The organism is Staphylococcus edaphicus, assembly GCF_002614725.1.
GTDB classification, from domain to species: Bacteria; Bacillota; Bacilli; order Staphylococcales; family Staphylococcaceae; genus Staphylococcus; species Staphylococcus edaphicus.
Genome location: NZ_MRZN01000002.1, coordinates 41817 through 63979, shown reverse-complemented (window position 1 = coordinate 63979; position 22163 = coordinate 41817). Strand labels below are relative to the sequence as shown.

Genomic DNA, 22163 nt, shown 5'->3' with positions numbered 1-22163 from the left:
AGATTGCTCACCTTCGCTATATGCCTTTTATTTAGGTAAAAACTAACGCTTTATTTTTGATTTTTTATAATCCAAATGTCGCTTTGATGAGCGAAGTCGTATCGCCACCTGGATAAAATACATAAAGTAATAGATAGACAGCCACACCTGTGATGGCTGTGAAGAACCATATGATTGACGCAATAGGTCCAACAAATCTATGTACTTTAAATTTATCTTTAAAAGCAGTAACGATTTGTACAATGCCTAATATTCCACCGATTGTTGCTAAATTAATATGGAAGACTAAGAATATTGTATAATAAATTTTAATTGAATCTGGACCACCAAAAGCAGTATTACCTATAAAAATTGTTCTCGAAGCATAAATAATAAAGAATGCTAGTGCAAAAAATGCAGCGCAAAGCATTACTTTTTTATGACTTTCAATTTTTCTTTTCCAAATTTGGCGCCACCCTATTGCAACAAGGATTGCACTAATCACAATAAAGCTTGTACTGATTGTAGGTAAAATTGGTAAGTTCATTTAATACATCCTTATCATAAATTATTAAAACATTTGAATTAGCGATATGACAACAACTAGAACGAAAAAAACAACTAAATAGTTTAGTGAATATATAAACATTTTTGTTGCCCATTTAGTTTGGTCTGTATCCTTTTTGAAACTTGTCAATCCTAGATATAACCAGCCTAAATTTAATAAAGTAGCTAACACAATAAATGTGGTACCTAAGCTACTCAATAAAAAAGGTAATGGTAATAAAATGACTAACCATATAAACATACTTACTCTCGTACGGTTATATCCTTTAACTGATGGTAACATCGGAATATTTGCTAATGCATATTCATCTTTACGCTTAATAGCTAACGCATAAAAATGAATTGGTTGCCAACAGAAAATAACTAAGAATAGTGCAACTGCAACTAGACTAATGTTTCCTTCTATTGCCGTCCAACCAATTAACGGTGGCACTGCCCCAGGAAAACTACCGATTACTGTATTCCAAACTGTGTGTCTTTTAGACCAAATAGAGTAAAATGATACATATCCCACAATACCTAACAAGCCAATAACACCTGATGGTATGTTTAGTGCAAATAGTAATGCTTCCCCTATAAGCATCATTCCAAAGCTGAGAATTAATAAATTTCTATTTGAAATTCTTTCATTAACTGTAGGTCTCTGTTGTTTACTTGGCATGATACTGTCAATATCTTGATCATAGTAATTATTTAAAGCACATGCGCCCCCCATAATTAACGTAGAGCCCACTAACATCATTAAGATTTGTGGTATTGACGAGAGGAAGGAATGATTTGCCAACACAATTGCTAACCATGATCCAGCAAATGCAGGGATGAGATTGCCTTGAACTAATCCCATTTTAATAATTTGCTGCAACTCTTTAAAAGTGATGCGGCTAGAATTATGTGCCAAAGTTTGTTCTTTGTTCATAATTTCCCTCCTATTTTTTCATATAATTCAATGATATATTAATTTTGTTCGATTGACTACATTAATGCGAAGATATTTGTGACACTTTATCGACATTAATAAAAAGTCATTTTTGTGACACATTTTATTTGGCATTTATTGTTATAATTAAATTTAAGATTTATGAACATAAAATATATTAATGAGATTTATAACTACTATTATGTGGCTTAATTAATAATATGTGGTCATTGAATTTCTCAAACGCTATATATTTAAAGTGGGGGGTTACTTCTTGTTTAGCAAAAAAAACCTAAAATGGTTATCTGTGATAGCAACAGTCATTATGGCTTTTGTTCAACTTGGTGGCGCATTGGTAACAAAGACCGGTTCGGCAGATGGTTGTGGATCTGACTGGCCTCTTTGTCATGGTGCTTTCTTACCTCAAAATTTACCAATTCAAACTATAATTGAATTAAGTCATCGGGCCGTATCAGGTTTATCCTTAATCATTGTATTATGGCTCGTTATCGTATCTTGGAAACATATTGGTTACATTAAAGAAGTTAAACCACTATGTTGTATCAGTATTGGCTTCTTACTAATACAAGCATTAGTAGGTGCTGCAGCAGTTATGTGGCAACAAAATGCATATGTATTAGCACTTCACTTTGGTATATCTTTAATTTCTTTTTCATCTGTATTCGTGCTTACTTTAATCATATATGAGATTGATCGTAAATATGAAGCTGATGAATTATTTATCAGAAAACCATTGAGAATTTACACATGGATTATGGCACTCATTGTTTACATGACAATTTATACCGGTGCACTTGTGAGACACAAAGAAGCTAGTTTAGCTTATGGACAATGGCCTTTACCATTTAACGATTTGATGCCACACAACGTTCAAGATTGGGTGAACTTCACACACAGAGGTATGGCTTTAATCGCTTTTATTTGGATTATGATTACATTTATCCATGCAATAAACAATTATGCAGATAATCGTACCATTCGTTATGGTTATACTGCAGCATTTATTTTAGTTATCTTACAAGTAACAACAGGCGCATTATCTATTATTACTGAAGTTAACTTATTCATCGCATTATTACATGCGCTATTTATTACGTTACTCTTTGGATTAATCGCATACTTTATTGTATTAATGTTACGAACAATTCGCAGTGGCGGATAATAACTTCATCCTCATCATCAAAAAAAGTACCTTCATTTCAATTTGAAGGTACTTTTTTTATGTTAAATGTTAATTTCAACTTAATTTAGTCAACTGGCTCTTTTTCTATTTCAATAAGCAAATCGCCTGTCTCAATAGCTTCACCACTTTGTACTGTCAATTTCTTAACCACGCCATCGAATGGTGCTTGAATTGTTGTCTCCATCTTCATCGCTTCAGTAATCAATAATGCTTGACCACTCGTTACAGACTCACCTTCGGAAATTTTAACTTCTGTAACCGAACCTGGCATTTGTGCACCAATATGATTAGGATTTAATTTATCCGCTTTAGGTTTAACACTTTCATTTGCCTTAACATTTTCATCTTGAATAAAGATTCGTCGTGCTTGACCATTCATATCATAAAATATTGTTCGTATACCTTTTTCGTCTGGTTCTGTTATTGTTTTGAGTGTAATAATTAATCGTTTACCTGTATCTATTTCAATTTCAACTGTTTCATTAGAACGCATACCGAAGAAGAATGTCGGTGTATCTAATAACGATACATTACCAAATTGTTCTTGTGTTGCTATAAATTGCTCGTACACTTTTGGATATAATACGTAACTAATGATGTCTTGTTCTGTCACTTCACTTTGTTGTTTTTCTTCTAATTCACTTCTTACTGCTTCAAAATCCACAGGCTCCAAGTACTCACCTGGTCTATCTGTTATAGCAGGTTGACCTTTGAGTATGACTTTTTGTAAATCTTTGTTAAACCCATTTACAGGCTGTCCAATGTCCCCTTTAAAGAACGATACTACAGACTCAGGAAAATCTAATTTATAACCATCTTTCAAGATAGACGCCTCGTCTAAATCGTTTTGTACCATGTATAATGCCATGTCACCGACTACTTTTGAAGATGGTGTTACCTTAACGATATCACCAAACAAGAAGTTAACTCGTTTGTACATTTCCTTCACTTCGTTAAATCGATTACCTAAACCTAAACTTTTAGCTTGTTGACTGAGGTTTGAATACTGACCACCTGGCATTTCATGTTTATAGATTTCCGTATTTGGTGATTTGATATCACTTTCGAAATCACTGTAATATTGACGTACTGTACCCCAATAGTGTGATAGCTCTTCCATACCATCTACATCTGCACGCATATTTCTTTCAAATCCATTTAATGCATAATATAGCGAGTTACCACTAGGTTGACTTGTTAAGCCACTCATCGAAGCAACGGCAGTATCAATTACGTCCACACCTGCATCGATAGCTTGTTTATACACTAATAAGCCATTCCCACTTGTATCATGCGTGTGTAAGTGAATAGGTAAATCAACGGCAGCTTTCAATTCACCAATTAATTCATTGGCAGCCTTAGGTTTCAATAAACCTGCCATATCTTTAATTGCTAAGATATGGAATCCTTCACGTTCAAGTGTTTTAGCCATATCAACATAGTATTTTAATGTATAGATATCCGAACGATTTGGGTTTAAGATATCGCCTGTGTAACAAATCGCCCCTTCTGATATTTTTCCAGCTTCTTGTACGGCTTCATTGGCTACTTTCATTTGATCCACCCAATTTAATGAGTCGAAAATACGGAATACATCTATACCCGCTTCTGCACTTTCTTTAACGAATTTTTTAATTACGTTGTCTGGATAATTTTTATAACCTACAGCATTAGATGCACGTAACAACATTTGGAATAACACATTAGGTATTTCTTTTCTCAATCTTTCCAATCGTTGCCATGGATTCTCTTTCAGGAAATTATAGGCAACATCAAATGTCGCGCCTCCCCACATCTCAAGTGAAAAGCTATCTTTCATTACTTCAGCCGTCTTCGAAGCAATGTTCATCATATCTTTAGTTCTCACACGTGTAGCTAATAATGACTGATGCGCATCTCTAAATGTTGTGTCAGTAATTAACACATCGTCTTGCTGTTTTAACCAGTCCGCTACTGCCCTTGGCCCTTTTGCATCCAGTAATTGCTTTGTTCCTTCTAATTGAGCTATTTCCTTTTTAGAAATTTGTGGTATAGGTGATGTTTCATAAATTGGTTTTGGACGTTTTTCCACATTTGGAAATCCATTGATTGAAACGTTTCCGATATATTCTAGTGTTTTCGTTCCTCTATCTAGTGTTGGTTCTATATCGAATAAATTGGGTGTTTGCTCAATAAATTTAGTAGTATAGTCGCCCGTTTTAAATTGTTCATTTCTCATTACATTAATTAAAAATGGAACATTCGTTTTAACACCACGAATTCTCATTTCTTGCAATGAACGGTCCATTTTTTCATTCGCTTGTTTATAAGACATCGCATGCGTTGATAATTTCACTAATAATGAATCATAGTATGGCGAAATTTCTGCACCTTGGAATCCATCACCCGCATCTAATCTCACACCAAATCCACCACTTGAACGATAGGCGATGATACGTCCTGTATCCGGCATAAAATCATTTGTCGGATCTTCTGTCGTAATACGGCATTGTATAGCATAACCTAGTGTTCTGATATCATCCTGTCTAGGCATACTAATTTCTTCATCAAACAGGTTTTCACCATCAGCTATAAGTATTTGAGTTTTCACTATATCTACGCCTGTGACCATCTCGGTAATAGTATGTTCTACTTGGACACGTGGGTTAACCTCAATGAAATAAAATTCATCACCTGATACGAGAAATTCAACAGTGCCGGCATTGACGTAGTCAATATTTTCCATCAATTGAATTGCAGCATTACAGATACGTTCTCTTAAATCGTCTGACAAAGCAACTGAAGGCGCTACTTCTACTACTTTTTGATGTCGTCTTTGTACAGAGCAATCACGTTCATATAAATGTACAATGTTGCCATGTTCATCACCAATCACTTGTACTTCAATATGCTTTGGATTATCAATATATTTTTCAATATAAACTTCGCTGTTACCAAATGATTTCTCAGCTTCAGATTTAGCTCGGTGGAAAGCATCTTCTAATTCATTTTCTGATTGTACAATACGCATACCTTTACCGCCGCCACCACTTGTTGCTTTAATCATAAGCGGATAACCTGCTTCATTCGCAAATGCTACAGCATCTTTTTGATTATCAATTGGACCGTCAGTTCCAGGAATTACGGTTAAATTAGCATTAATCGCGGTTGTTCTCGCTTTAACCTTATCACCAAACATATCTAAATGTTCCACACGCGGGCCAATAAACTTAATCCCTTCTTCTTGGCATCTGCGGGCAAATGTTTCATTTTCACTTAAAAAACCATAACCTGGATGTATCGCATCTACATCTGCACGTTTTGCAACTTCAATGATTCTTTCTATATCTAAATATGACTCAGCAGGTCCTATATCTTTCCCTACTAAATAGGATTCATCTGCTTTATATCTATGTAAAGATCCCTTATCTTCATTTGAATAAATTGCAACTGTTTTAATATCTAATTCTGTCGCTGCTCTAAAAATTCTTATTGCTATTTCACCACGATTGGCTACCAAAAGCTTGTTTATTTGTTTCACATCATGGTCCCCCTTATTTTTTGAATTTTCTAAAAAGTTAGATATGTACTCCATTATAGCAAAATACGAACAATGTATACAATAATAAACAATTCACGCTTAACTCAAAACGCTTTTTAATAAGTTGTATTTTAATTTTTTGTATAACAACACTAATTCTAAACTTGTATCGTAAATCTTAATATCACAAGCTTAGAACAAAATTATACCATTTATTTTTATTAATAAAAAGTTATTATTATCGATAACTTTTTGTTATTATATGTCTATTTGGTTAAAAGTAATTCAAAATCACTACCTAATTGTAAAAAAATAAGCAAACAATTCAACTTTAAACAGTTGAATTGTTTGCCTTTACACTAAATCATCTTCATTTATATGAATCAATTGCGATTTTAATTACTACCGTTTTGCAATACCGATATGTGTTTTTTTCTTAGCCGCTTGTTTTTTTCTATATGCTTCAATTCTTATTTGTTTACCAGTAATAAGTAATAAACCTAGTGCAATACTCAAACTAATCATTGAAGAGCCACCAAAGCTAATAAAAGGCAACGGCACTCCCGTTAATGGAATCGTACCTGAAATACCACCTAAGTTAACGAAGGTTTGACTTCCAATATAACTTGCTACACCAACACATACGAGTTTATAGAAATACGAGTTTGTTTTGTTTGCCAACTCAAACGCTCTATATACAATGAAGAATAGTAAACAGATAACTACAAGCCCACCTACTAAACCTAATTCCTCACAGATTATAGAAAAGATAAAGTCAGTATGTGGCTCTGGTAAGTAACCTAATTTCATAATACTATTTCCTAAGCCTCTACCTAGTAATCCACCATTACCAATTGCGATGAGAGAATTAGAGATATGGTATCCTGTACCTGATTCTTGACTAAATGGATTGGTCAAAGTACTAAATCTCGCTGTTAAATAGTCTGGCACCAAACCAATAATTAAGAAGAGCGAACCAATGATCACAACACCAACGAAGATTAACAATCCATACTTAATGGATTTTTGGACACCAATCCCAGCATAGAAAAGTATTGAAAAGAATATAATCAATATCAATAGCGTTTGCCCAACATCTCGCTGTAATAATACTAAAGCGATACATAGGCCAGCAAGAATAATTGGTGAAGTCATTAGTTTCGGTTGTTTAAATACTTTAGGCCGCTTCTTTTCAATCATATAAGGAATGTATAAGATGATTGCAATTTTCAATAATTCTGATGCTTGCAAGTTCATAAAACCTAAATTAATCCAACTCTTTGATCCATTGATATTACTTCCTACAAGTAGAGTTGCAGCAAGCAAAATAATAATACCAAGCATCATCCATTTTTGAAATCTTATTGTCTCTAAAAATTTAACATTCATGAAAAATGCCATGAAAAATACTATAACTAAACTCATTATCACGTACATTAATTGCCTTGTATAAAAGTATGTACCTGGAACTGATATACCGCCCGTCAATGATCCCTTTGTAGCAGCAACCATACTTGCACTATACACCATAACCAAACCAATTAGACATAATAATAAATATGTAACTACTAGCGGATAATCGATATACTTAGCATTTTTACCAATATACCGAAAAAATCGTTTTATGTTATTCATATGACATATCATCCAATTCTAATTTTTAATATTATATTTGTTAACGCCTCAAATGCATTCACTAAATTATTACCTAAATCCTAAGTGATTTTAGTTATGTTAATTGATTTATATAATAAACTACACTTTTAACATTATATCAAACATTGTAACAATTTCTCGAGTAAATATGGCACTAATATACATAATTTTATTGTTTTACAAAAATTTGTGTTTTCAAAGCACGACAAAAATGGCTAAGATATATCAACAAATGATTGATGTCCCAGCCACTCTCATACGATTTATGTAGTTTTAATGAAAAATTGTCCTATATAAGCCATTCGTATTTCAATTTTGGAATACTGTGTTTCCAAAAATAAATCTATCTCATTAACCAAATTAAACATTAGTAAATGCATCATGCAATTTAGAAAGTTCTTTTTCTAAACGAAGCATCAAATCTTTGCCCACTTCTCTGTCAACTAGGCCTAGTTGTACAGCAAAGTCCACTTCTTTTTGTAAACCAAACATTTGTGTATCAAGTACTTCTTCATATAATGGGCATTGAGGTAATGTTAGATTATCCATTTGTACTTTAATAAGTTGGAGAATCCTATCAGCATCTTTATTCAATTGGTCATATGCCGCATTATTCATTTGTTGATTTTTTTCCAAGACATACTCCCCCTAACAATTGTAACTTTATAAGAAGAGTGTATCTTACTAAATTGTAAAAAGCAAGTGAATTCAAGAATATACGCAATCGTCTATTATGTGATAATATTGTTATTAACGATAATTTATTTTGCTAATATTTATAATCATTAGAGTGTTACACAGGCCTTCACCTGAAAACGGTTAAGATTTCCCTGTTTTTAATAGTTGATAAATTTGGATTAATTTCAATGTATACATGTGGTTTGTTCACAAAAAAGTCATTTTTTAACCACTTAAATTATAAATGACTTTGTCACTTTTAATATTATAGATATATGCAAATTAAGCCAATAGGAGTGGGATTATGATTCAAATTAAGGGCGCAGTTAAATTTCCAATTACATTAGATAGTACAACTTGGATTTTTGATGACAGAAAAGTACAAATTGAAGATTTAGAGCAAGGTGTTTTCGATGGCACTAAACCAATCAACTTTGATGATAATCGAGAATGGAATAGAGCAATTTTAGAAGGTCAAACGAATCCGCCAACATTAAATTCTGAAATTAAATATAAACGACGTGCTGTTTTAGAAAAATCTTTCGTTATAAATATGACCCCATTTTTCAAAAATGCGGAACCATATGATACAGCAACAACTATACGTCTTTTTAATGATAAGGATGCAATTGACATACCAATAGAATTATTACCATACCTCTTTTTCCAATTTGCCAAAGATGGAAAGAGATTATATGAAGATTATTCTGTAGATAGTTTTGTCTATATTCCCGAAAAAGGTTATTCTCATCAGTTTCAATATGTTACTGGTATAGAGGTGCGCTAATATGAAGAAAGTTCAATGTATCATTTGTGATACAGAAGTATTTATTGATCAAAATACACTAGAAGCAAAAAGATTACGTAACGATCCAATGCATACCTTTATGTGTGATGAATGTAAAAGTAGACTTGATACGCCAAAACAACGCCGCCAAGATGCTACATTCAATCACCGGTAATCGGTCTTTTAAGTGATAAGCAAATTACCTTCAATCATACGCTATGCGTTTTATATTATGAATTATCAGTCCAATAAAAATGCTATAAACTTATGGCGCTTTTATTGGGCTTTTTATTTAGATGCATAGATTATAAGAACAAGCTTCATAGATAGTGTCTTACTGATTTATATATTAATTTAGCATCATTGCAATACAAACAAGCCTAAGACGTATCGACGTCTTAGGCTTGTTTGTCAGTCTGGACAGAGATTGCCCATGTATTAATTTTTAAATTAATACAAGTATTTATTCATCTTCTTGCATTAATTGTTTAATACGTTTTGCTTCTTTTTCACGTGCATTTTTTTCTAATACTGTTTTTCTAATACGAATGTTTTCAGGTGTAGCTTCTACAAGTTCATCGTCATTAATAAATTGTAACGCTTCTTCAAGCGTTAAAATTCTTGGACGTTTCATCGTTACAGTTTGGTCTTTATTAGATGAACGTACGTTAGTTTGGTTTTTTTCTTTCGTAACATTGACAGTTAAGTCATTTTCACGATTATGTTCACCAACAACCATACCTTCATATACTTCAGTACCAGGTTCCATAAAGTTTACACCACGGTCCTCTAAGCCCATAAGTGCATAAGAACTTGCTTTACCTTGATCTAATGATACTAATGCACCATTTCTTCTACCACCGATACGGCCTTTCACACGTGGTTTAAATTCTTCAAATGTATGGTTAATAATACCATATCCACGTGTTTGAGACATAAATTCAGTAGTATAACCAATTAAACCACGTGCTGGCACCATGAAGATAATACGTGTTAAACCATTATCTGTAGTTACCATATCTAACATTTCACCTTTACGTTGGCCTAATGATTCAATTACTGCACCTGTGTATTCTTGTGGTACTTCACATTGAACACGTTCAAATGGCTCACATTTTACACCATCAATTTCTCTTAAAATAACTTGAGGTTTAGAAACTTGTAATTCGAATCCTTCACGTCTCATATTTTCAATCAAGATAGATAAGTGTAATTCACCACGACCAGCAACAATCCATTTATCTGGTGATTCAGTCTGTGTAACTTTTAAAGAAACATCCGTTTCTAATTGTTGATCTAAACGTTCTTGAATTTGACGAGACGTTACATAATCGCCTTCTCGTCCAGCAAATGGAGAATTGTTCACTCTGAAAGTCATTTCTAATGTAGGCTCATCAATTCTTAATACTGGTAATGCTTCTTGGTTATCAGTTGGCGTCACTGTTTCACCGACGTTAATGTCTTCCATTCCTGATACAGCAATTAAGTCGCCAGCATATGCTTCGTTAACTTCTTCACGTTTTAATCCAAAGAAACCAAAGATTTTTGTTACTCGGAAGTTTTTAATTGTACCATCTAATTTAATTAATGATACATTATCTCCGACACGCATTGTTCCTCTAAATACTCGACCAACACCGATACGTCCTAAATAGTCACTATAGTCTAATAATGCTGTTTGGAATTGAAGTGGTTCATCTCTATTATCTATTGGCGCAGGAACATAATCAATGATTGTTTCATACAATGATTGCATGTTTTCGTCTTGTTTTTCTGAATCTAAACTTGCAGTACCATTAACAGCTGAAGCATAAACAACTGGGAAATCAAGTTGCTCATCATTAGCTTCTAATTCAATAAATAAGTCTAACACTTCATCAACTACACCTTCTGGTCTAGCTTCAGGCTTATCAATTTTATTTACAACTACAACTGGTTTCAAGTTTTGTTCTAGTGCTTTTTTTAATACGAAACGTGTTTGAGGCATTGTACCTTCATAAGCGTCCACTACTAAGACAACACCATCAACCATTTTCATAATACGTTCTACTTCTCCACCGAAATCGGCATGTCCCGGAGTATCTAATATATTAATTCGATTATCTTTATAATTTACAGCTGTGTTTTTCGCAAGGATTGTGATACCGCGTTCTCTTTCAATATCATTTGAATCCATAGCTCTTTCGTCAACATGCTCATTCTCACGGAAAATTCCTGATTGTTTCAATAGTTCATCCACAAGTGTTGTTTTACCGTGGTCAACGTGAGCAATAATTGCTATGTTACGAACATCTTCTCTTATTTTAGTCATTTTTATACAATTTCCTTTCTCGAGTAAATTCCCACTTTTCTTTGCAACTTTTTTATTATATCATATAATTGGTTAAAGAAAACTATAAAGGTGTGGTAGGGATGCAACAAAAAAAATCAAAAGCAATATTCTGGGTACTCGCTGTGGTTGCTATAGTATTTTTACTTTTATTTAGCTTCAGTTTAGCTGCTACAAATGTTCCATTCATGATTTTAACATTTATATTATTCATTGCAACATTTGGTTACGGTTTCACTTTAAAAAAGAAATATCGTGAAAATGATTGGTTATAATATAGTATTTATTGAGAACACATTATTTATATACGTCTCTTTCCTAATATCGGGATTGAGGCGCTTTTTTATTTTCACGAACACATATGGCTAATCTTTTTTAGCTTTTAATTTTTGTTGTAATAATTGGACAATTTCATAATTTTTTCGGAAATGACCTTCTGTGAGCTCTGCATGTAATCCTGGATTAGCCATTACAATAGAACTAGGCTCATATATAGATAAAGTTTCTCCCAATAAGTTAGTACCAACGCCACCTACTTCATTTAAAATAATTAATCCACCTGCAAAATCCCACGGTTGTAATCTTGGTGTTATATAGGCACCTAATTTTCCAGTTGCTCGTGTATGATTTCTAACGCTGCCGAACCATATGCACGGGCGCTTCTTGCTTCATCTACAATAGGCTTAAACATCTCACCCAAACGCGGTTTGGTCAACCAATTCGGATTTATACCAATAATGCTTGTTTTTAATTGTGTAGACTGGATTTCTGGCAATCGATTACCATTTTCATATGCGCCTTCACCTGTTTTAGCATGGTATAGTACATCATTCATGACATCATAAACAAAACCTGCATAAGGTTTACCTTCATTATAAATACCTATTGAAATTGCAAAATTTTCTCGTTGGTGTACAAAATTCAAAGTACCATCAATTGGATCAATGACCCATACCACACCCTGCACATCTTTCAAATCATGTCCATGACCTTCCTCACCTATAACTAAATGATTAGGGTATATTTCCTTAATATTATCAAAGAGATATTTTTCCGTAGCTTTATCCACATTTGTTACCAAATCATTGGGATTCGATTTCGTTTCAATCTTTATATCTTGTTTCATTATTTTTTTTACATTTATGCCGGCTTCTAATATGAGGCCTTTTGCAAATTCATAAACAGTCATTGTATCAGCTCCTACTTCACTATTTATTATACATTAATTAATATCCAAAAAGATATTAGACAATATTTAATTTTGATGCATCTATACCTATTAACTTAATTTATTAGTTACATCTTAATCATTTACCCTTTTTCATATTTATATACACGCAATCCTTGTCACTTCTTCTATCTCGTGATGTAAAGCAAAGCAAATGTTTCAATGCGCAGATTATGCTACAATACAAACGAATATAGTGATTATAGGAGGATTAAATGACTAAATATACATTCAAACCTACAGATTTTAAAGCATTTACTGTTGATGGTCTTAATGCAAGAATGGAAGCATTAAACGAACACGTAAGACCACAATTAAATAATTTAGGTGACTACTTTGCACAGTACTTAGAAACTGCTACAGGTGAAATCTTCTATCCACATGTAGCTAAGCACGCACGTAGAAGTGTTAACCCACCAAAAGATACTTGGGTTGCTTTTGCGACAAATAATCGTGGCTATAAAATGCAGCCCCATTTTCAAATAGGATTATTTGAAAATCAATTATTCGTTATGTACGGTGTTATGCATGAAGCTAAAGATAAAGCACAACAAGTTCAAGTATTTGAAGATCATTTCGAGACATTGAAACTTTTACCATCCGACTATAGTGTGAGCTTAGATCATATGAGTCAAGAAAAAACTTATATACATGACATGACAGATGAAGATTTATTAAAAGCTTTTAAACGTGTTAAAAATGTTAAAAAAGGTGAGTTTTTTGTAGCACGCACGTTAGCACCAAATTCAGAACACCTCAAAAGCGATAAAGTATTTCTCGCTTATTTGGAAGACACATTTGAACAATTGCTAAAATTTTATAAATAATAATGAAATTTTAGCAACGGCATTGTCATTTTTAATATTCATACCAAAACAAATGCGTGTAGTATCAACGGGAGCTACCAAAGAACAATACTAGTCAAATGATACGGGGTAAAATAGCTCCCCCTACGGAAAGCATGCAAAAAAACTGCTGATAAAATCAAATATTTTATCAGCAGTTTTTTGTAACGGTCATCTCTATATTTAAGTGAAGGTTCGCTACTTTTTCTCATATATATGTCATTAACATAATCTTGATTCACCTAATGATATTTACATTCCGTAACCATTTAATAGATGTAAGGGTCATCGTCTTTCTTTTGCTTCATTTCGCGATCTAGATTCATGTCACTTTGTTGATTGCGGTTATGTGTTGGCCCATCGTTTAAAGTTCTTCCTTGGGTATCAACCGATTGTTTATCTTTTTTAACGAATAACATAATTCCAACAATGAGCCATAAAACAAGCGCTACAAAATTCCCTGAAAATATACTTGTTATGGCAGCAATTATAAAAACACAACCAGCTAATACACGGTTACCTTTGATAATTAACGTCCCTATGATACCAAGTATCGTCGAAATAATTAATAAAATACCTTGAAATATAATAGTCGTTTTAAACGTGTCCATTGACATTTCTATACCTTGTTGCTGATTCATTTGATTAAATGCTTCTTTAAATTCAGGGACGTTCATAAATGAAAATACTAAAGCCATTAATAATATAAATAATATACTAAGACCATTTGCAATCCATGCCATGATACGTTCGGCTTTCCTCTTCATAAGTTTCCTCCTATTTCTATACTTTTTCCATCATACCAAACTTGCTTTTAATTAAAAATTATCACGTTCATTATTCAGACTATTTAAATGATATATAACCTATTCAATAATTAATTTAACAAAATATCGACGCTTCATTCTTTTATTTTTAGGTTGACCTAATAATTATTTTGGAGTAATCTATAAAATATTAGTAATTGGATATGGAGGTGGGGTTATTGACAAATCAAGTTAAAACCCATAATAAGAGTTTGGATGAAATCAATAATACGGTTTCCATTAATACTCATGGTAAATTCAGTCAAAAATTATTCTCTTTTTTAGGACCAGGTTTGTTAGTAGCAGTAGGCTACATGGATCCAGGAAACTGGATTACATCTATGCAAGGTGGTGCACAGTTCGGTTACATTTTACTATTCGTGATTTTACTTTCAAGTCTGTCAGCCATGTTATTACAAAGTATGACAGTGAGGTTAGGAATAGCAACAGGTATGGACTTAGCACAAGCAACCAAACATTATTTAAACAAACCTATAGCCTTTGTATTTTGGATTATTGCCGAATTAGCTATTATTGCTACAGATATTGCCGAAGTTATCGGTAGTGCTATTGCTTTAGATTTATTATTCGGTATACCGCTTCTTGTCGGTGCCCTCATTACTGTGTTTGATGTTTTCTTCTTATTATTCATCATGCGCTTTGGATTCAGAAAAATTGAAGCTATCGTTGGGACACTCATCTTCACAGTACTTGTGATTTTTATTTTCGAAGTGTTTATTGCATCGCCTCACATCACAGAAGTGTTAAATGGCTTTGTGCCTAGCAAAACAATCGTCACAGATAATGGCGCACTGTTCATCGCTTTAGGTATTATTGGTGCAACCATTATGCCACATAATTTATATTTACATTCATCGATTGTTCAATCACGTATGTATGATCGCAATAATACACAATCAAAGGCCCAAGCAATAAAATATGCAACTTTAGATTCAAACATACAATTATCAATTGCTTTCGTCGTAAATTGTTTATTACTTGTATTAGGTGCTGCACTATTCTTTGGTGTAAATACTGACCAATTAGGTGGATTCTATGATTTATATCATGCCTTACAAAATCAGCCACTATTAGGTGCTTCAATGGGTGCTATAATGAGTACTTTATTCGCAATTGCCTTACTTGCATCAGGTCAAAACTCAACAATCACTGGGACCATGGCTGGTCAAATTGTTATGGAAGGTTTTATAAATTTAAGTATACCTAACTGGTTACGCAGATTGATTACACGTTTAATAGCAATACTACCAATTATCTTCTGCTTAATTATCTTTAATAGTAATGAAGCAAAAATGGAACAATTATTAGTATTTTCTCAAGTATTTTTAAGTTTAGCTTTACCGTTTTCCCTTATACCACTGCAATTATCTACTAATGATAAACGTTTAATGGGACAATTTAAAAATAAACGATGGGTCAATATCATCTCATGGTTCTTAATCATTATACTCAGTATTTTAAATATTTACCTCATCGTTCAAACCTTCCAAGAATTATAACGCATATATTACTTTTGCGTGGCACATATTATCTTCACTGAGCGGATAAACAAAAAAGATGAACAAGGTACAATTTGAACCGTACCTTGCTCATCTTTTTACTTTGTCAGTTAGACCTTTTTAAGATTTATCTTCATCTTGATGTTTTATTTCAGTTTCTTTTTTTGAATCATCGGGTGTTTCTGTTTCATGTGACGTTATTTTTTTCCGCTCTTCAAAGTTTTGTCTGCGTTGGCTTACGGCACTTGGCTGTTGTTTACGTCTCTCTTTTTCACGTTTTCTACGTTCTTTCTTTTCTTGCTTAACACGCATTTTCTCTTCAGCTTTTTGTTCTTTTAGTCTTGCTGCTTCCTCAGCTTCTGCTTGTTGGCGGCGTTGTTGTTCTTCATACTCTGCTTGTTGACGTCGCTGTTCAGCTTCATGTTCTTCTTGTCTGCGTTGGGCTGCAACTGTATCATCTTCTGTATTATGATTAGCTACATATTCACCTGACGCATCATACACATCACTCACATTACCAAATTCATCTTCTGTACTTTGTTCTTCTTCTTGCATATCATTTTGTTTTTTATGTTTATAGTTATATTTCGCTTGTCTTGAAAGTACTTGAGGTTCATCTTCTTTGGCGCTGCTTTCAGCATTTACTTTTTCAGCAACTTCTGATGAATATCCACCTCTTCTTAATTGTTCATCATCATTAGTAGGTTGTTTAACGTCAGCAGTTTGTTCTTTCTCAAAATATTGTGGTGTTGGCTCTGATGATTGTTCATATGGTGTATAACGACCTTGATAACCTTCTGCGTAATAAGCAGGTATTGTTTCTATTTTATCTTTACGAGCAAACATCATGATTGCAACGATTAAAAATAGAATCGGTATGATAAGTGGTACAAATAATAATACTAACGGTAAGGTCACAACCGTAGCCAATAAGAATAAGAATCCTGATAATATTCTAATATTCATAGAGATAAGTGCTAAGAAAGATAACAGTAAACATACAATAAAGTATACAATTACTGCCCATACACCGTTTTGTAGCCAAATTACGAACTGAGTCGTATTCAAACTATTATTTGCTAAAATTTGTTGAACAAAATCATTACCATTCAGCGTTGTTTCTAAATTTTGTATTGATGCCTCACTACTAAAAGATACTAGTGCAATAAACATCGTAATAACGGTTAGCAGTAATAGGAATACCCAACTTAACCAACCTAATACTTTTTCTGCTAGACGACTCACTGGACGTCTAACTTGAGTATATTGCTCTCCTGACATGTTTTTACAACTCCTTATATTGCTTGTCAAACTATTATAGCGAATTAACGGCAAAATAACTACTAACTAGACATTATTTCAAGGACATTTTAAAATTTAAAAACCTTTCATTATATTCGCTTAATGTTTCTTTACCTAAATCTTTATATACTTCTAACTTTTCTTGGTCTTCCTGCGTAGGGTAAAAGCGTGTGTCATTCTTCACTTCATTTGGAAGTTTTGCTCTTGCAGCTTTATTCGGAGTAGCATAACCAACCCATTCAGTATTTTGTTTACTTATATCTTCGTCCAATAAGAAGTTCATAAATTTATATGCCCCCTCCTTATTTTGAGCAGTTCTCGGAATTACCATATTATCAAACCAAAGATTAGATCCCTCTTCAGGTACAACATAGTCAAATTCATCACTGCCTTGAACCATAGGCGCTGCAACACCACTCCACACAACAGCGATATTAGCTTCATGTTGCTCTAGCATCATCGTTATTTCATCACCTACGACACCTTTAACGTTTGGTCCTAAATGCGATAACGTATTTTCAGCTTCTGCTAAATGTTTTGAATTTGTATCATTTAGACTGTAACCTAATTTATTCAATGCTAAACCTATCACTTCTCTGGCTCCATCAACTAATAATACATCATCTTTATATTTTTTTTCATATAACTGGCTCCAAGAAGTGAAATTATCATTTGGATAGGCATTTTTATTATATAGAATACCTACTGTGCCAAAAAAGTAGGGTATCGAGTACTGATTTCCATGGTCGAAGGACATATTCATATAATCTGAATCTAAGTTCTTTAAATTAGGCAGTCTATCATGGTTTAGTCGTAATAATAAATTTTCCTTTTTTAATTTCTGAACTGTATATTCACTTGGAAAAGCAACATCGTAATTTGTGCCACCATTACGAATTTTAGCTTCCATTGCTTCATTAGAATCAAAAGTCTCATATACTACTTCAATGCCTGTTTCTTTTTGAAATTTTTTTATCAAACTCGGATCAATATACTCTCCCCAGTTATATACATATATTTTCTCACCACTTGCCGAATGATCTTTAGATGTGAATTTTTGACTTATGAGTAAACATATTATGCCAACAACAATGGAAATGATAATTAATTGTAAAAAACGTTTCATTGTTGTACACCTCGTTTGTTATGCTTTTTATGTTTCAATGTATTCTGAATTAAATAATAACCTAATACACCAAGCATGATAACTGCAAATAATATCGTAGAAATTGCATTGATTTCCATACTTATACCTTTTCTTGCCATAGCATATACTTCTACAGAGAGCACACTGAAACCATTACCAGTAACAAAGAAACTTACCGTAAAATCGTCAAGTGAATAAGTAAGTGCCATAAAGAAACCACCTATCACTGCTGGCATCAAATGAGGTAACATCACTTTATTTAAAACTTGTAATTCCGTTGCACCAAGATCACGTGCTGCATTCAACGTATGATCATTCATTTCATAAAGTTTTGGCAAGACGATAATCACAACAATTGGTATACAAAATGCAATATGAGAAATTAGTACAGTTAAAAATCCTAATCCTAAACCAGTAAAATGCCCAATAGCTGTAAACATTATCAAAAATGAAGCACCAATTACAACATCCGACGATACCATCAAAACATTATTTAACGTCAATAATGAAACTTTCAACTTCTTGTTTCTTAAATGATATAAGCCAATTGCTCCCATTGTGCCAATGACTGTAGCAATAGCTGCTGCTAGTAATGCTACAGCAATCGTATTAAAAATCACTGACATTAAACGGTCGTTGTTAAATAACGATTGATAATGTGCTAATGTAAAACCTTCAAAATGGATCATATTTCCAGCAGAATTAAATGAATATACCATTAAAAATAAAATAGGTATATACAATATTGCAGTCAGTATACCGAGATATACTTTACCGTACCATTTCATATAATTCACCCTTTTCCATTTGTAGATTTAGTATTCGTTATAACTAAGACAAGTGCCATAAAGAGGATTAAACACAATGCAATGGTTGAGCCCATGCCATAGTTTTGAATTACTAAAAATTGTTCCTCTATCGCTGTCCCTATATTTATAACTTTATTACCAGCAATTAACCTTGTTATCATAAATAATGAAAGTGCTGGAATAAATGTCACTTGAATTCCCGTTAACACACCTTGTTTTGTAAGTGGCAAGATGACTTTTCGAAAAGTTGTAAACGGACTAGCACCTAAATCACTAGAAGCTTGTAAAATATTATTAGGGATGTCCTTCATACTATTGAAAATGGGTAATATCATAAATGGTATATAAATGTAACAAGCAACGAGTAAAAATGCCGGTACAGTGAATAACAAATCCATTTTTGGCAAATGAAATAAATTTAACATTTGGTTGATCATACCATCATGACTCAATAAACCTATAAATGCATAGGTCTTTAGAAGTAAATTTATCCACGTAGGAATAATAAGTATCATTAACCATAGATTTTGAAATTTTGAACTGCGTATAAAATATGCAGCTGGATAACTAATGAATAATGTAATGATTGTAATGATTCCAGCAAAAATAACAGAATCCCAAATCATACTAAAATATTTCCACGAGAACATTTGTTTATAATTTTGCAGACTAAAATGACCTTGAATATCAAACATTGAAAAATAAACGAGTAATAATACAGGTACAATAATAAAAAGTATCATCCATAATACATAAGGAATAAACAAAAATCGATTTAGTTTACGCATTTTCTTGATCCTCGTAACTTTCAATTCGCTTATCAAATTCTTCTTCTGTCTCACCCGGAACCATAATATGAATCGCTTCAGGATCAAAGTATAGTCCTACTTTACTACCTACGTCAGCTTTTTTAGTCGAATGAATCATCCATTCATAACCTTTTCTATCAATACAATTTATTTCATAATGAACGCCTCTAAATAGCATTGAATCAACTGTGACTTCAAATAACCCACTTGTAGCATCTACCAATGATATATCTTCAGGACGAATAACTATTTCTACTTTCTGATGTGGAGGAATACCCATATCTACACATTCAAAATCTTGTCCGTAAATATTAACTAAATAATCTTCTATCATTTCACCTTCTACAATATTCGATTCACCAATAAAATCAGCTACAAAACGATTTACCGGCTCATCGTATATATCAATAGGTGTACCAAATTGCTGGATTTTACCATCTTTCATCACAAATATATAATCGCTAAGTGCTAATGCTTCTTCTTGATCATGTGTAACAAAAATAAATGTAATACCTAATCGAGATTGTATTTCTCTAAGCTCATATTGCATTTCTGTTCTTAGTTTTAAATCTAAGGCAGAAAGAGATTCATCTAACAACAAAATTTCAGGTTCATTTACAATTGCTCTTGCTATCGCAATGCGCTGCTTTTGTCCCCCACTCATACCATCTATAGTTCTTGTCTCATATCCATTCAATTTCACTAATTTCAGTGCCTCTTGTACTTTTCTATCAATTTCTGACTTATGTAATTTTTTTAGCTTCAAACCAAAAGCAATATTATCATAGACATTTAAATGAGGAAATAGTGCATAATCTTGGAAGACAGTATTAACCTTTCGTTTATTTGCAGGTATATGATTAATTGATTGCCCTTGATAGATGATGTCCCCACTATCTGACGCTTCAAAACCTGCTATTAATTTTAAAATAGTTGTCTTACCGCAACCAGATGGTCCTAATAATGTATAAAAGTGTCCTGACTCAATATCGATATCTATTTTGTCTAATATCTGTAAGTCATCGTATTGTTTACTAACCGATTTGAAAGATAATAATGGCGCCATTTGTATCTCCTCCTATAAATATGAAGCTGTAACGACTATCATTACCTGTACTTCACTAGTTGTTTGATTCGCTAATCTATGTAATTGATTGGCTTTAAAATAAAGTGCATCCCCAGCTTCAGCATAATAATGTTTGTCACCTAATAAAAGTGCCACTTCACCTTTTAAACAATATATGAATGTATCAGATTCAGATGGTTCAAAATGTTTGTACGAAGCATGTGCCTTTAAAGTTAATATCAAAGGTTCCATTTCAAATTCATTAGATTGTGTTACCGGCCAATTTAGAATATAACCTTTATCATATTCATCGTAAGTTGCTTGTGATTCTTTTTTATATAATATCTTTTCAGAACTTGGCTCCTTAAAAAAATCACTTGGGCTAGTTCCTAAAACCTCCAATAAATTTAGAAATGTTTCCATACTAGGAGAAGCATGCTGGCTTTCAATTTGCGATATATAGCCTTTTGAAAGATCCGTTCGCTCAGCCAATTCTTCTTGCGTTAATTTTTTCATAGTTCTTAAATTCCTAATTTTCTTACCTATGTCCATGAAGTCACCTTTAACACATTTGTTTTAGTTTTAGCTTTAAATTTATCAATTCAATCCCAAAATATAAAGCTACATTTTGTTTACAATTATCAAACATTTTGTTTAATGCTTAATAAAAATATCAAAATATAGCCTTAAAAACAATACTTATTTAGTTTTTGCTGAAAAATATTTTTGTTCAGTCGAAGATTGAACGGCTTTAACTGCATGATAGCTACTGTATCCACTGCTATTTTCAAACTCTTTAAAAATTTGTTTTTCTTCAGCCTTTCCTGGAACAATATTTTTAAATTGCTTATATTTTTCCAATAACTTTTTTCCATCTACACTAGATTCATAATATGCTTCTACAGCGTTAAAAAAAGAAACAACTTGCATCATTTCTTCATTAGTCCAATCTAAATCAATTGGATATTGATATTCCATTTTATATACCACCTTTC

Annotated in this window: 20 protein-coding genes and 1 pseudogene; 6 read left to right on the top strand and 15 right to left on the bottom strand. The window is 32.8% G+C overall.

Annotation, left to right across the window (positions count from 1 at the left end; all coding sequences use genetic code 11):
* Window positions 1-64: 64 nt before the first annotated feature.
* Window positions 65-526 (bottom strand): DUF420 domain-containing protein, encoded by a 462-nt coding sequence (locus BTJ66_RS01830; protein WP_099089294.1) that lies wholly within the window; start codon window positions 524-526, stop codon window positions 65-67.
* Window positions 527-550: 24 nt separating this feature from the next.
* On the bottom strand, window positions 551-1462 hold the full coding sequence (gene cyoE / locus BTJ66_RS01825) for a heme o synthase (RefSeq protein ID WP_099089293.1): 912 nt from the start codon (window positions 1460-1462) through the stop codon (window positions 551-553).
* Between the two features lie 274 nt (window positions 1463-1736).
* Here cyoE and BTJ66_RS01820 point away from each other — a divergent pair, with 274 nt between their 5' ends.
* Window positions 1737-2645, top strand: coding sequence for a COX15/CtaA family protein (locus BTJ66_RS01820; RefSeq protein ID WP_099089292.1), 909 nt, complete (start codon window positions 1737-1739; stop codon window positions 2643-2645).
* Window positions 2646-2730: 85 nt separating this feature from the next.
* Here BTJ66_RS01820 and BTJ66_RS01815 read toward each other — a convergent pair whose 3' ends face one another.
* The 3 genes from BTJ66_RS01815 to BTJ66_RS01805 all read right to left on the bottom strand — a co-directional run bounded on the left by BTJ66_RS01815 (window position 2731) and on the right by BTJ66_RS01805 (window position 8478).
* Window positions 2731-6186, bottom strand: coding sequence for a pyruvate carboxylase (locus tag BTJ66_RS01815; RefSeq protein ID WP_161940536.1), 3456 nt, complete (start codon window positions 6184-6186; stop codon window positions 2731-2733).
* A gap of 402 nt (window positions 6187-6588) precedes the next feature.
* The gene (gene ftsW, locus BTJ66_RS01810) at window positions 6589-7821 is read right to left on the bottom strand and encodes a cell division peptidoglycan polymerase FtsW (RefSeq protein ID WP_099089290.1); all 1233 of its coding nucleotides are present in this window, start codon (window positions 7819-7821) and stop codon (window positions 6589-6591) included.
* A 381-nt stretch (window positions 7822-8202) separates the two neighbouring features.
* Window positions 8203-8478 carry an Fpa/YlaN family protein gene (locus tag BTJ66_RS01805; RefSeq protein WP_274521110.1) on the bottom strand — a complete coding sequence of 92 codons (276 nt, stop codon included), beginning with the start codon at window positions 8476-8478 and terminating at the stop codon, window positions 8203-8205.
* Window positions 8479-8824: 346 nt separating this feature from the next.
* Between BTJ66_RS01805 and BTJ66_RS01800 the strand changes: the two genes are divergently transcribed.
* Both BTJ66_RS01800 and BTJ66_RS01795 read left to right on the top strand, forming a co-directional pair.
* Window positions 8825-9307, top strand: coding sequence for a hypothetical protein (locus tag BTJ66_RS01800; protein WP_099089289.1), 483 nt, complete (start codon window positions 8825-8827; stop codon window positions 9305-9307).
* A gap of 1 nt (window position 9308) precedes the next feature.
* Window positions 9309-9482 carry a DUF2197 domain-containing protein gene (locus BTJ66_RS01795; protein WP_099089288.1) on the top strand — a complete coding sequence of 58 codons (174 nt, stop codon included), beginning with the start codon at window positions 9309-9311 and terminating at the stop codon, window positions 9480-9482.
* Between the two features lie 288 nt (window positions 9483-9770).
* Here BTJ66_RS01795 and typA read toward each other — a convergent pair whose 3' ends face one another.
* Window positions 9771-11618, bottom strand: a complete 1848-nt coding sequence (typA, locus tag BTJ66_RS01790) for a translational GTPase TypA (RefSeq protein ID WP_099089287.1) — start codon at window positions 11616-11618, stop codon at window positions 9771-9773.
* 101 nt (window positions 11619-11719) lie between these two features.
* Here typA and BTJ66_RS01785 point away from each other — a divergent pair, with 101 nt between their 5' ends.
* Window positions 11720-11911 (top strand): DUF5325 family protein, encoded by a 192-nt coding sequence (locus tag BTJ66_RS01785; protein WP_037538825.1) that lies wholly within the window; start codon window positions 11720-11722, stop codon window positions 11909-11911.
* A 90-nt stretch (window positions 11912-12001) separates the two neighbouring features.
* Here BTJ66_RS01785 and BTJ66_RS01780 read toward each other — a convergent pair.
* Window positions 12002-12825, bottom strand: a pseudogene (locus tag BTJ66_RS01780) (inositol monophosphatase family protein).
* A gap of 254 nt (window positions 12826-13079) precedes the next feature.
* On the opposite strand from BTJ66_RS01780, the gene BTJ66_RS01775 reads away from it, so the two are divergent.
* Window positions 13080-13691, top strand: a complete 612-nt coding sequence (locus tag BTJ66_RS01775) for a YktB family protein (protein ID WP_099089286.1) — start codon at window positions 13080-13082, stop codon at window positions 13689-13691.
* A 287-nt stretch (window positions 13692-13978) separates the two neighbouring features.
* Here the strand turns inward: BTJ66_RS01775 and BTJ66_RS01770 are convergent, their stop codons facing one another.
* Window positions 13979-14476, bottom strand: a complete 498-nt coding sequence (locus BTJ66_RS01770; RefSeq protein WP_099089285.1) for a DUF4064 domain-containing protein — start codon at window positions 14474-14476, stop codon at window positions 13979-13981.
* Between the two features lie 203 nt (window positions 14477-14679).
* Between BTJ66_RS01770 and BTJ66_RS01765 the strand changes: the two genes are divergently transcribed.
* Window positions 14680-16035: an Nramp family divalent metal transporter gene (locus BTJ66_RS01765; protein WP_099089284.1), complete on the top strand. Its 1356-nt coding sequence runs from the start codon at window positions 14680-14682 to the stop codon at window positions 16033-16035.
* 120 nt (window positions 16036-16155) lie between these two features.
* On the opposite strand, the gene auxB is transcribed toward BTJ66_RS01765, so the two are convergent.
* The 7 genes from auxB to BTJ66_RS01730 all read right to left on the bottom strand — a co-directional run bounded on the left by auxB (window position 16156) and on the right by BTJ66_RS01730 (window position 22146).
* On the bottom strand, window positions 16156-17316 hold the full coding sequence (gene auxB, locus BTJ66_RS01760) for a lipoteichoic acid stability factor AuxB (RefSeq protein ID WP_099089283.1): 1161 nt from the start codon (window positions 17314-17316) through the stop codon (window positions 16156-16158).
* Between the two features lie 73 nt (window positions 17317-17389).
* A complete protein-coding gene (locus BTJ66_RS01755) occupies window positions 17390-18463 on the bottom strand; it encodes an ABC transporter substrate-binding protein (protein ID WP_099089282.1) in 1074 nt (357 codons plus the stop codon).
* Window positions 18460-19272, bottom strand: coding sequence for an ABC transporter permease (locus BTJ66_RS01750; protein ID WP_099089281.1), 813 nt, complete (start codon window positions 19270-19272; stop codon window positions 18460-18462). Before BTJ66_RS01750 ends, BTJ66_RS01755 begins: the two co-directional genes overlap by 4 nt.
* A gap of 5 nt (window positions 19273-19277) precedes the next feature.
* Window positions 19278-20081 (bottom strand): ABC transporter permease, encoded by an 804-nt coding sequence (locus BTJ66_RS01745; RefSeq protein WP_099089280.1) that lies wholly within the window; start codon window positions 20079-20081, stop codon window positions 19278-19280.
* Window positions 20074-21168 carry an ABC transporter ATP-binding protein gene (locus tag BTJ66_RS01740; protein WP_099089279.1) on the bottom strand — a complete coding sequence of 365 codons (1095 nt, stop codon included), beginning with the start codon at window positions 21166-21168 and terminating at the stop codon, window positions 20074-20076. Before BTJ66_RS01740 ends, BTJ66_RS01745 begins: the two co-directional genes overlap by 8 nt.
* 12 nt (window positions 21169-21180) lie before the next feature.
* Window positions 21181-21720, bottom strand: coding sequence for a helix-turn-helix domain-containing protein (locus tag BTJ66_RS01735; protein ID WP_099089278.1), 540 nt, complete (start codon window positions 21718-21720; stop codon window positions 21181-21183).
* Window positions 21721-21867: 147 nt separating this feature from the next.
* The gene (locus BTJ66_RS01730; protein ID WP_099089277.1) at window positions 21868-22146 is read right to left on the bottom strand and encodes a UPF0223 family protein; all 279 of its coding nucleotides are present in this window, start codon (window positions 22144-22146) and stop codon (window positions 21868-21870) included.
* Window positions 22147-22163: the final 17 nt, after the last annotated feature.

What these genes read in the sequence shown, in the direction of transcription:
- auxB (WP_099089283.1), bottom strand. Translation starts at nt 17,316, where the DNA reads ATGTCAGGAGAGCAATATACTCAAGTTAGACGTCCAGTGAGTCGTCTA.
- BTJ66_RS01765 (WP_099089284.1), top strand. Translation starts at nt 14,680, where the DNA reads ATGGAGGTGGGGTTATTGACAAATCAAGTTAAAACCCATAATAAGAGT.
- ftsW (WP_099089290.1), bottom strand. Translation starts at nt 7,821, where the DNA reads ATGAATAACATAAAACGATTTTTTCGGTATATTGGTAAAAATGCTAAG.
- BTJ66_RS01800 (WP_099089289.1), top strand. Translation starts at nt 8,825, where the DNA reads ATGATTCAAATTAAGGGCGCAGTTAAATTTCCAATTACATTAGATAGT.
- BTJ66_RS01750 (WP_099089281.1), bottom strand. Translation starts at nt 19,272, where the DNA reads ATGAAATGGTACGGTAAAGTATATCTCGGTATACTGACTGCAATATTG.
- BTJ66_RS01730 (WP_099089277.1), bottom strand. Translation starts at nt 22,146, where the DNA reads ATGGAATATCAATATCCAATTGATTTAGATTGGACTAATGAAGAAATG.
- BTJ66_RS01775 (WP_099089286.1), top strand. Translation starts at nt 13,080, where the DNA reads ATGACTAAATATACATTCAAACCTACAGATTTTAAAGCATTTACTGTT.
- BTJ66_RS01770 (WP_099089285.1), bottom strand. Translation starts at nt 14,476, where the DNA reads ATGAAGAGGAAAGCCGAACGTATCATGGCATGGATTGCAAATGGTCTT.
- BTJ66_RS01745 (WP_099089280.1), bottom strand. Translation starts at nt 20,081, where the DNA reads ATGCGTAAACTAAATCGATTTTTGTTTATTCCTTATGTATTATGGATG.
- BTJ66_RS01830 (WP_099089294.1), bottom strand. Translation starts at nt 526, where the DNA reads ATGAACTTACCAATTTTACCTACAATCAGTACAAGCTTTATTGTGATT.
- typA (WP_099089287.1), bottom strand. Translation starts at nt 11,618, where the DNA reads ATGACTAAAATAAGAGAAGATGTTCGTAACATAGCAATTATTGCTCAC.
- BTJ66_RS01740 (WP_099089279.1), bottom strand. Translation starts at nt 21,168, where the DNA reads ATGGCGCCATTATTATCTTTCAAATCGGTTAGTAAACAATACGATGAC.
- BTJ66_RS01785 (WP_037538825.1), top strand. Translation starts at nt 11,720, where the DNA reads ATGCAACAAAAAAAATCAAAAGCAATATTCTGGGTACTCGCTGTGGTT.
- BTJ66_RS01735 (WP_099089278.1), bottom strand. Translation starts at nt 21,720, where the DNA reads ATGGACATAGGTAAGAAAATTAGGAATTTAAGAACTATGAAAAAATTA.
- BTJ66_RS01755 (WP_099089282.1), bottom strand. Translation starts at nt 18,463, where the DNA reads ATGAAACGTTTTTTACAATTAATTATCATTTCCATTGTTGTTGGCATA.
- BTJ66_RS01795 (WP_099089288.1), top strand. Translation starts at nt 9,309, where the DNA reads ATGAAGAAAGTTCAATGTATCATTTGTGATACAGAAGTATTTATTGAT.
- cyoE (WP_099089293.1), bottom strand. Translation starts at nt 1,462, where the DNA reads ATGAACAAAGAACAAACTTTGGCACATAATTCTAGCCGCATCACTTTT.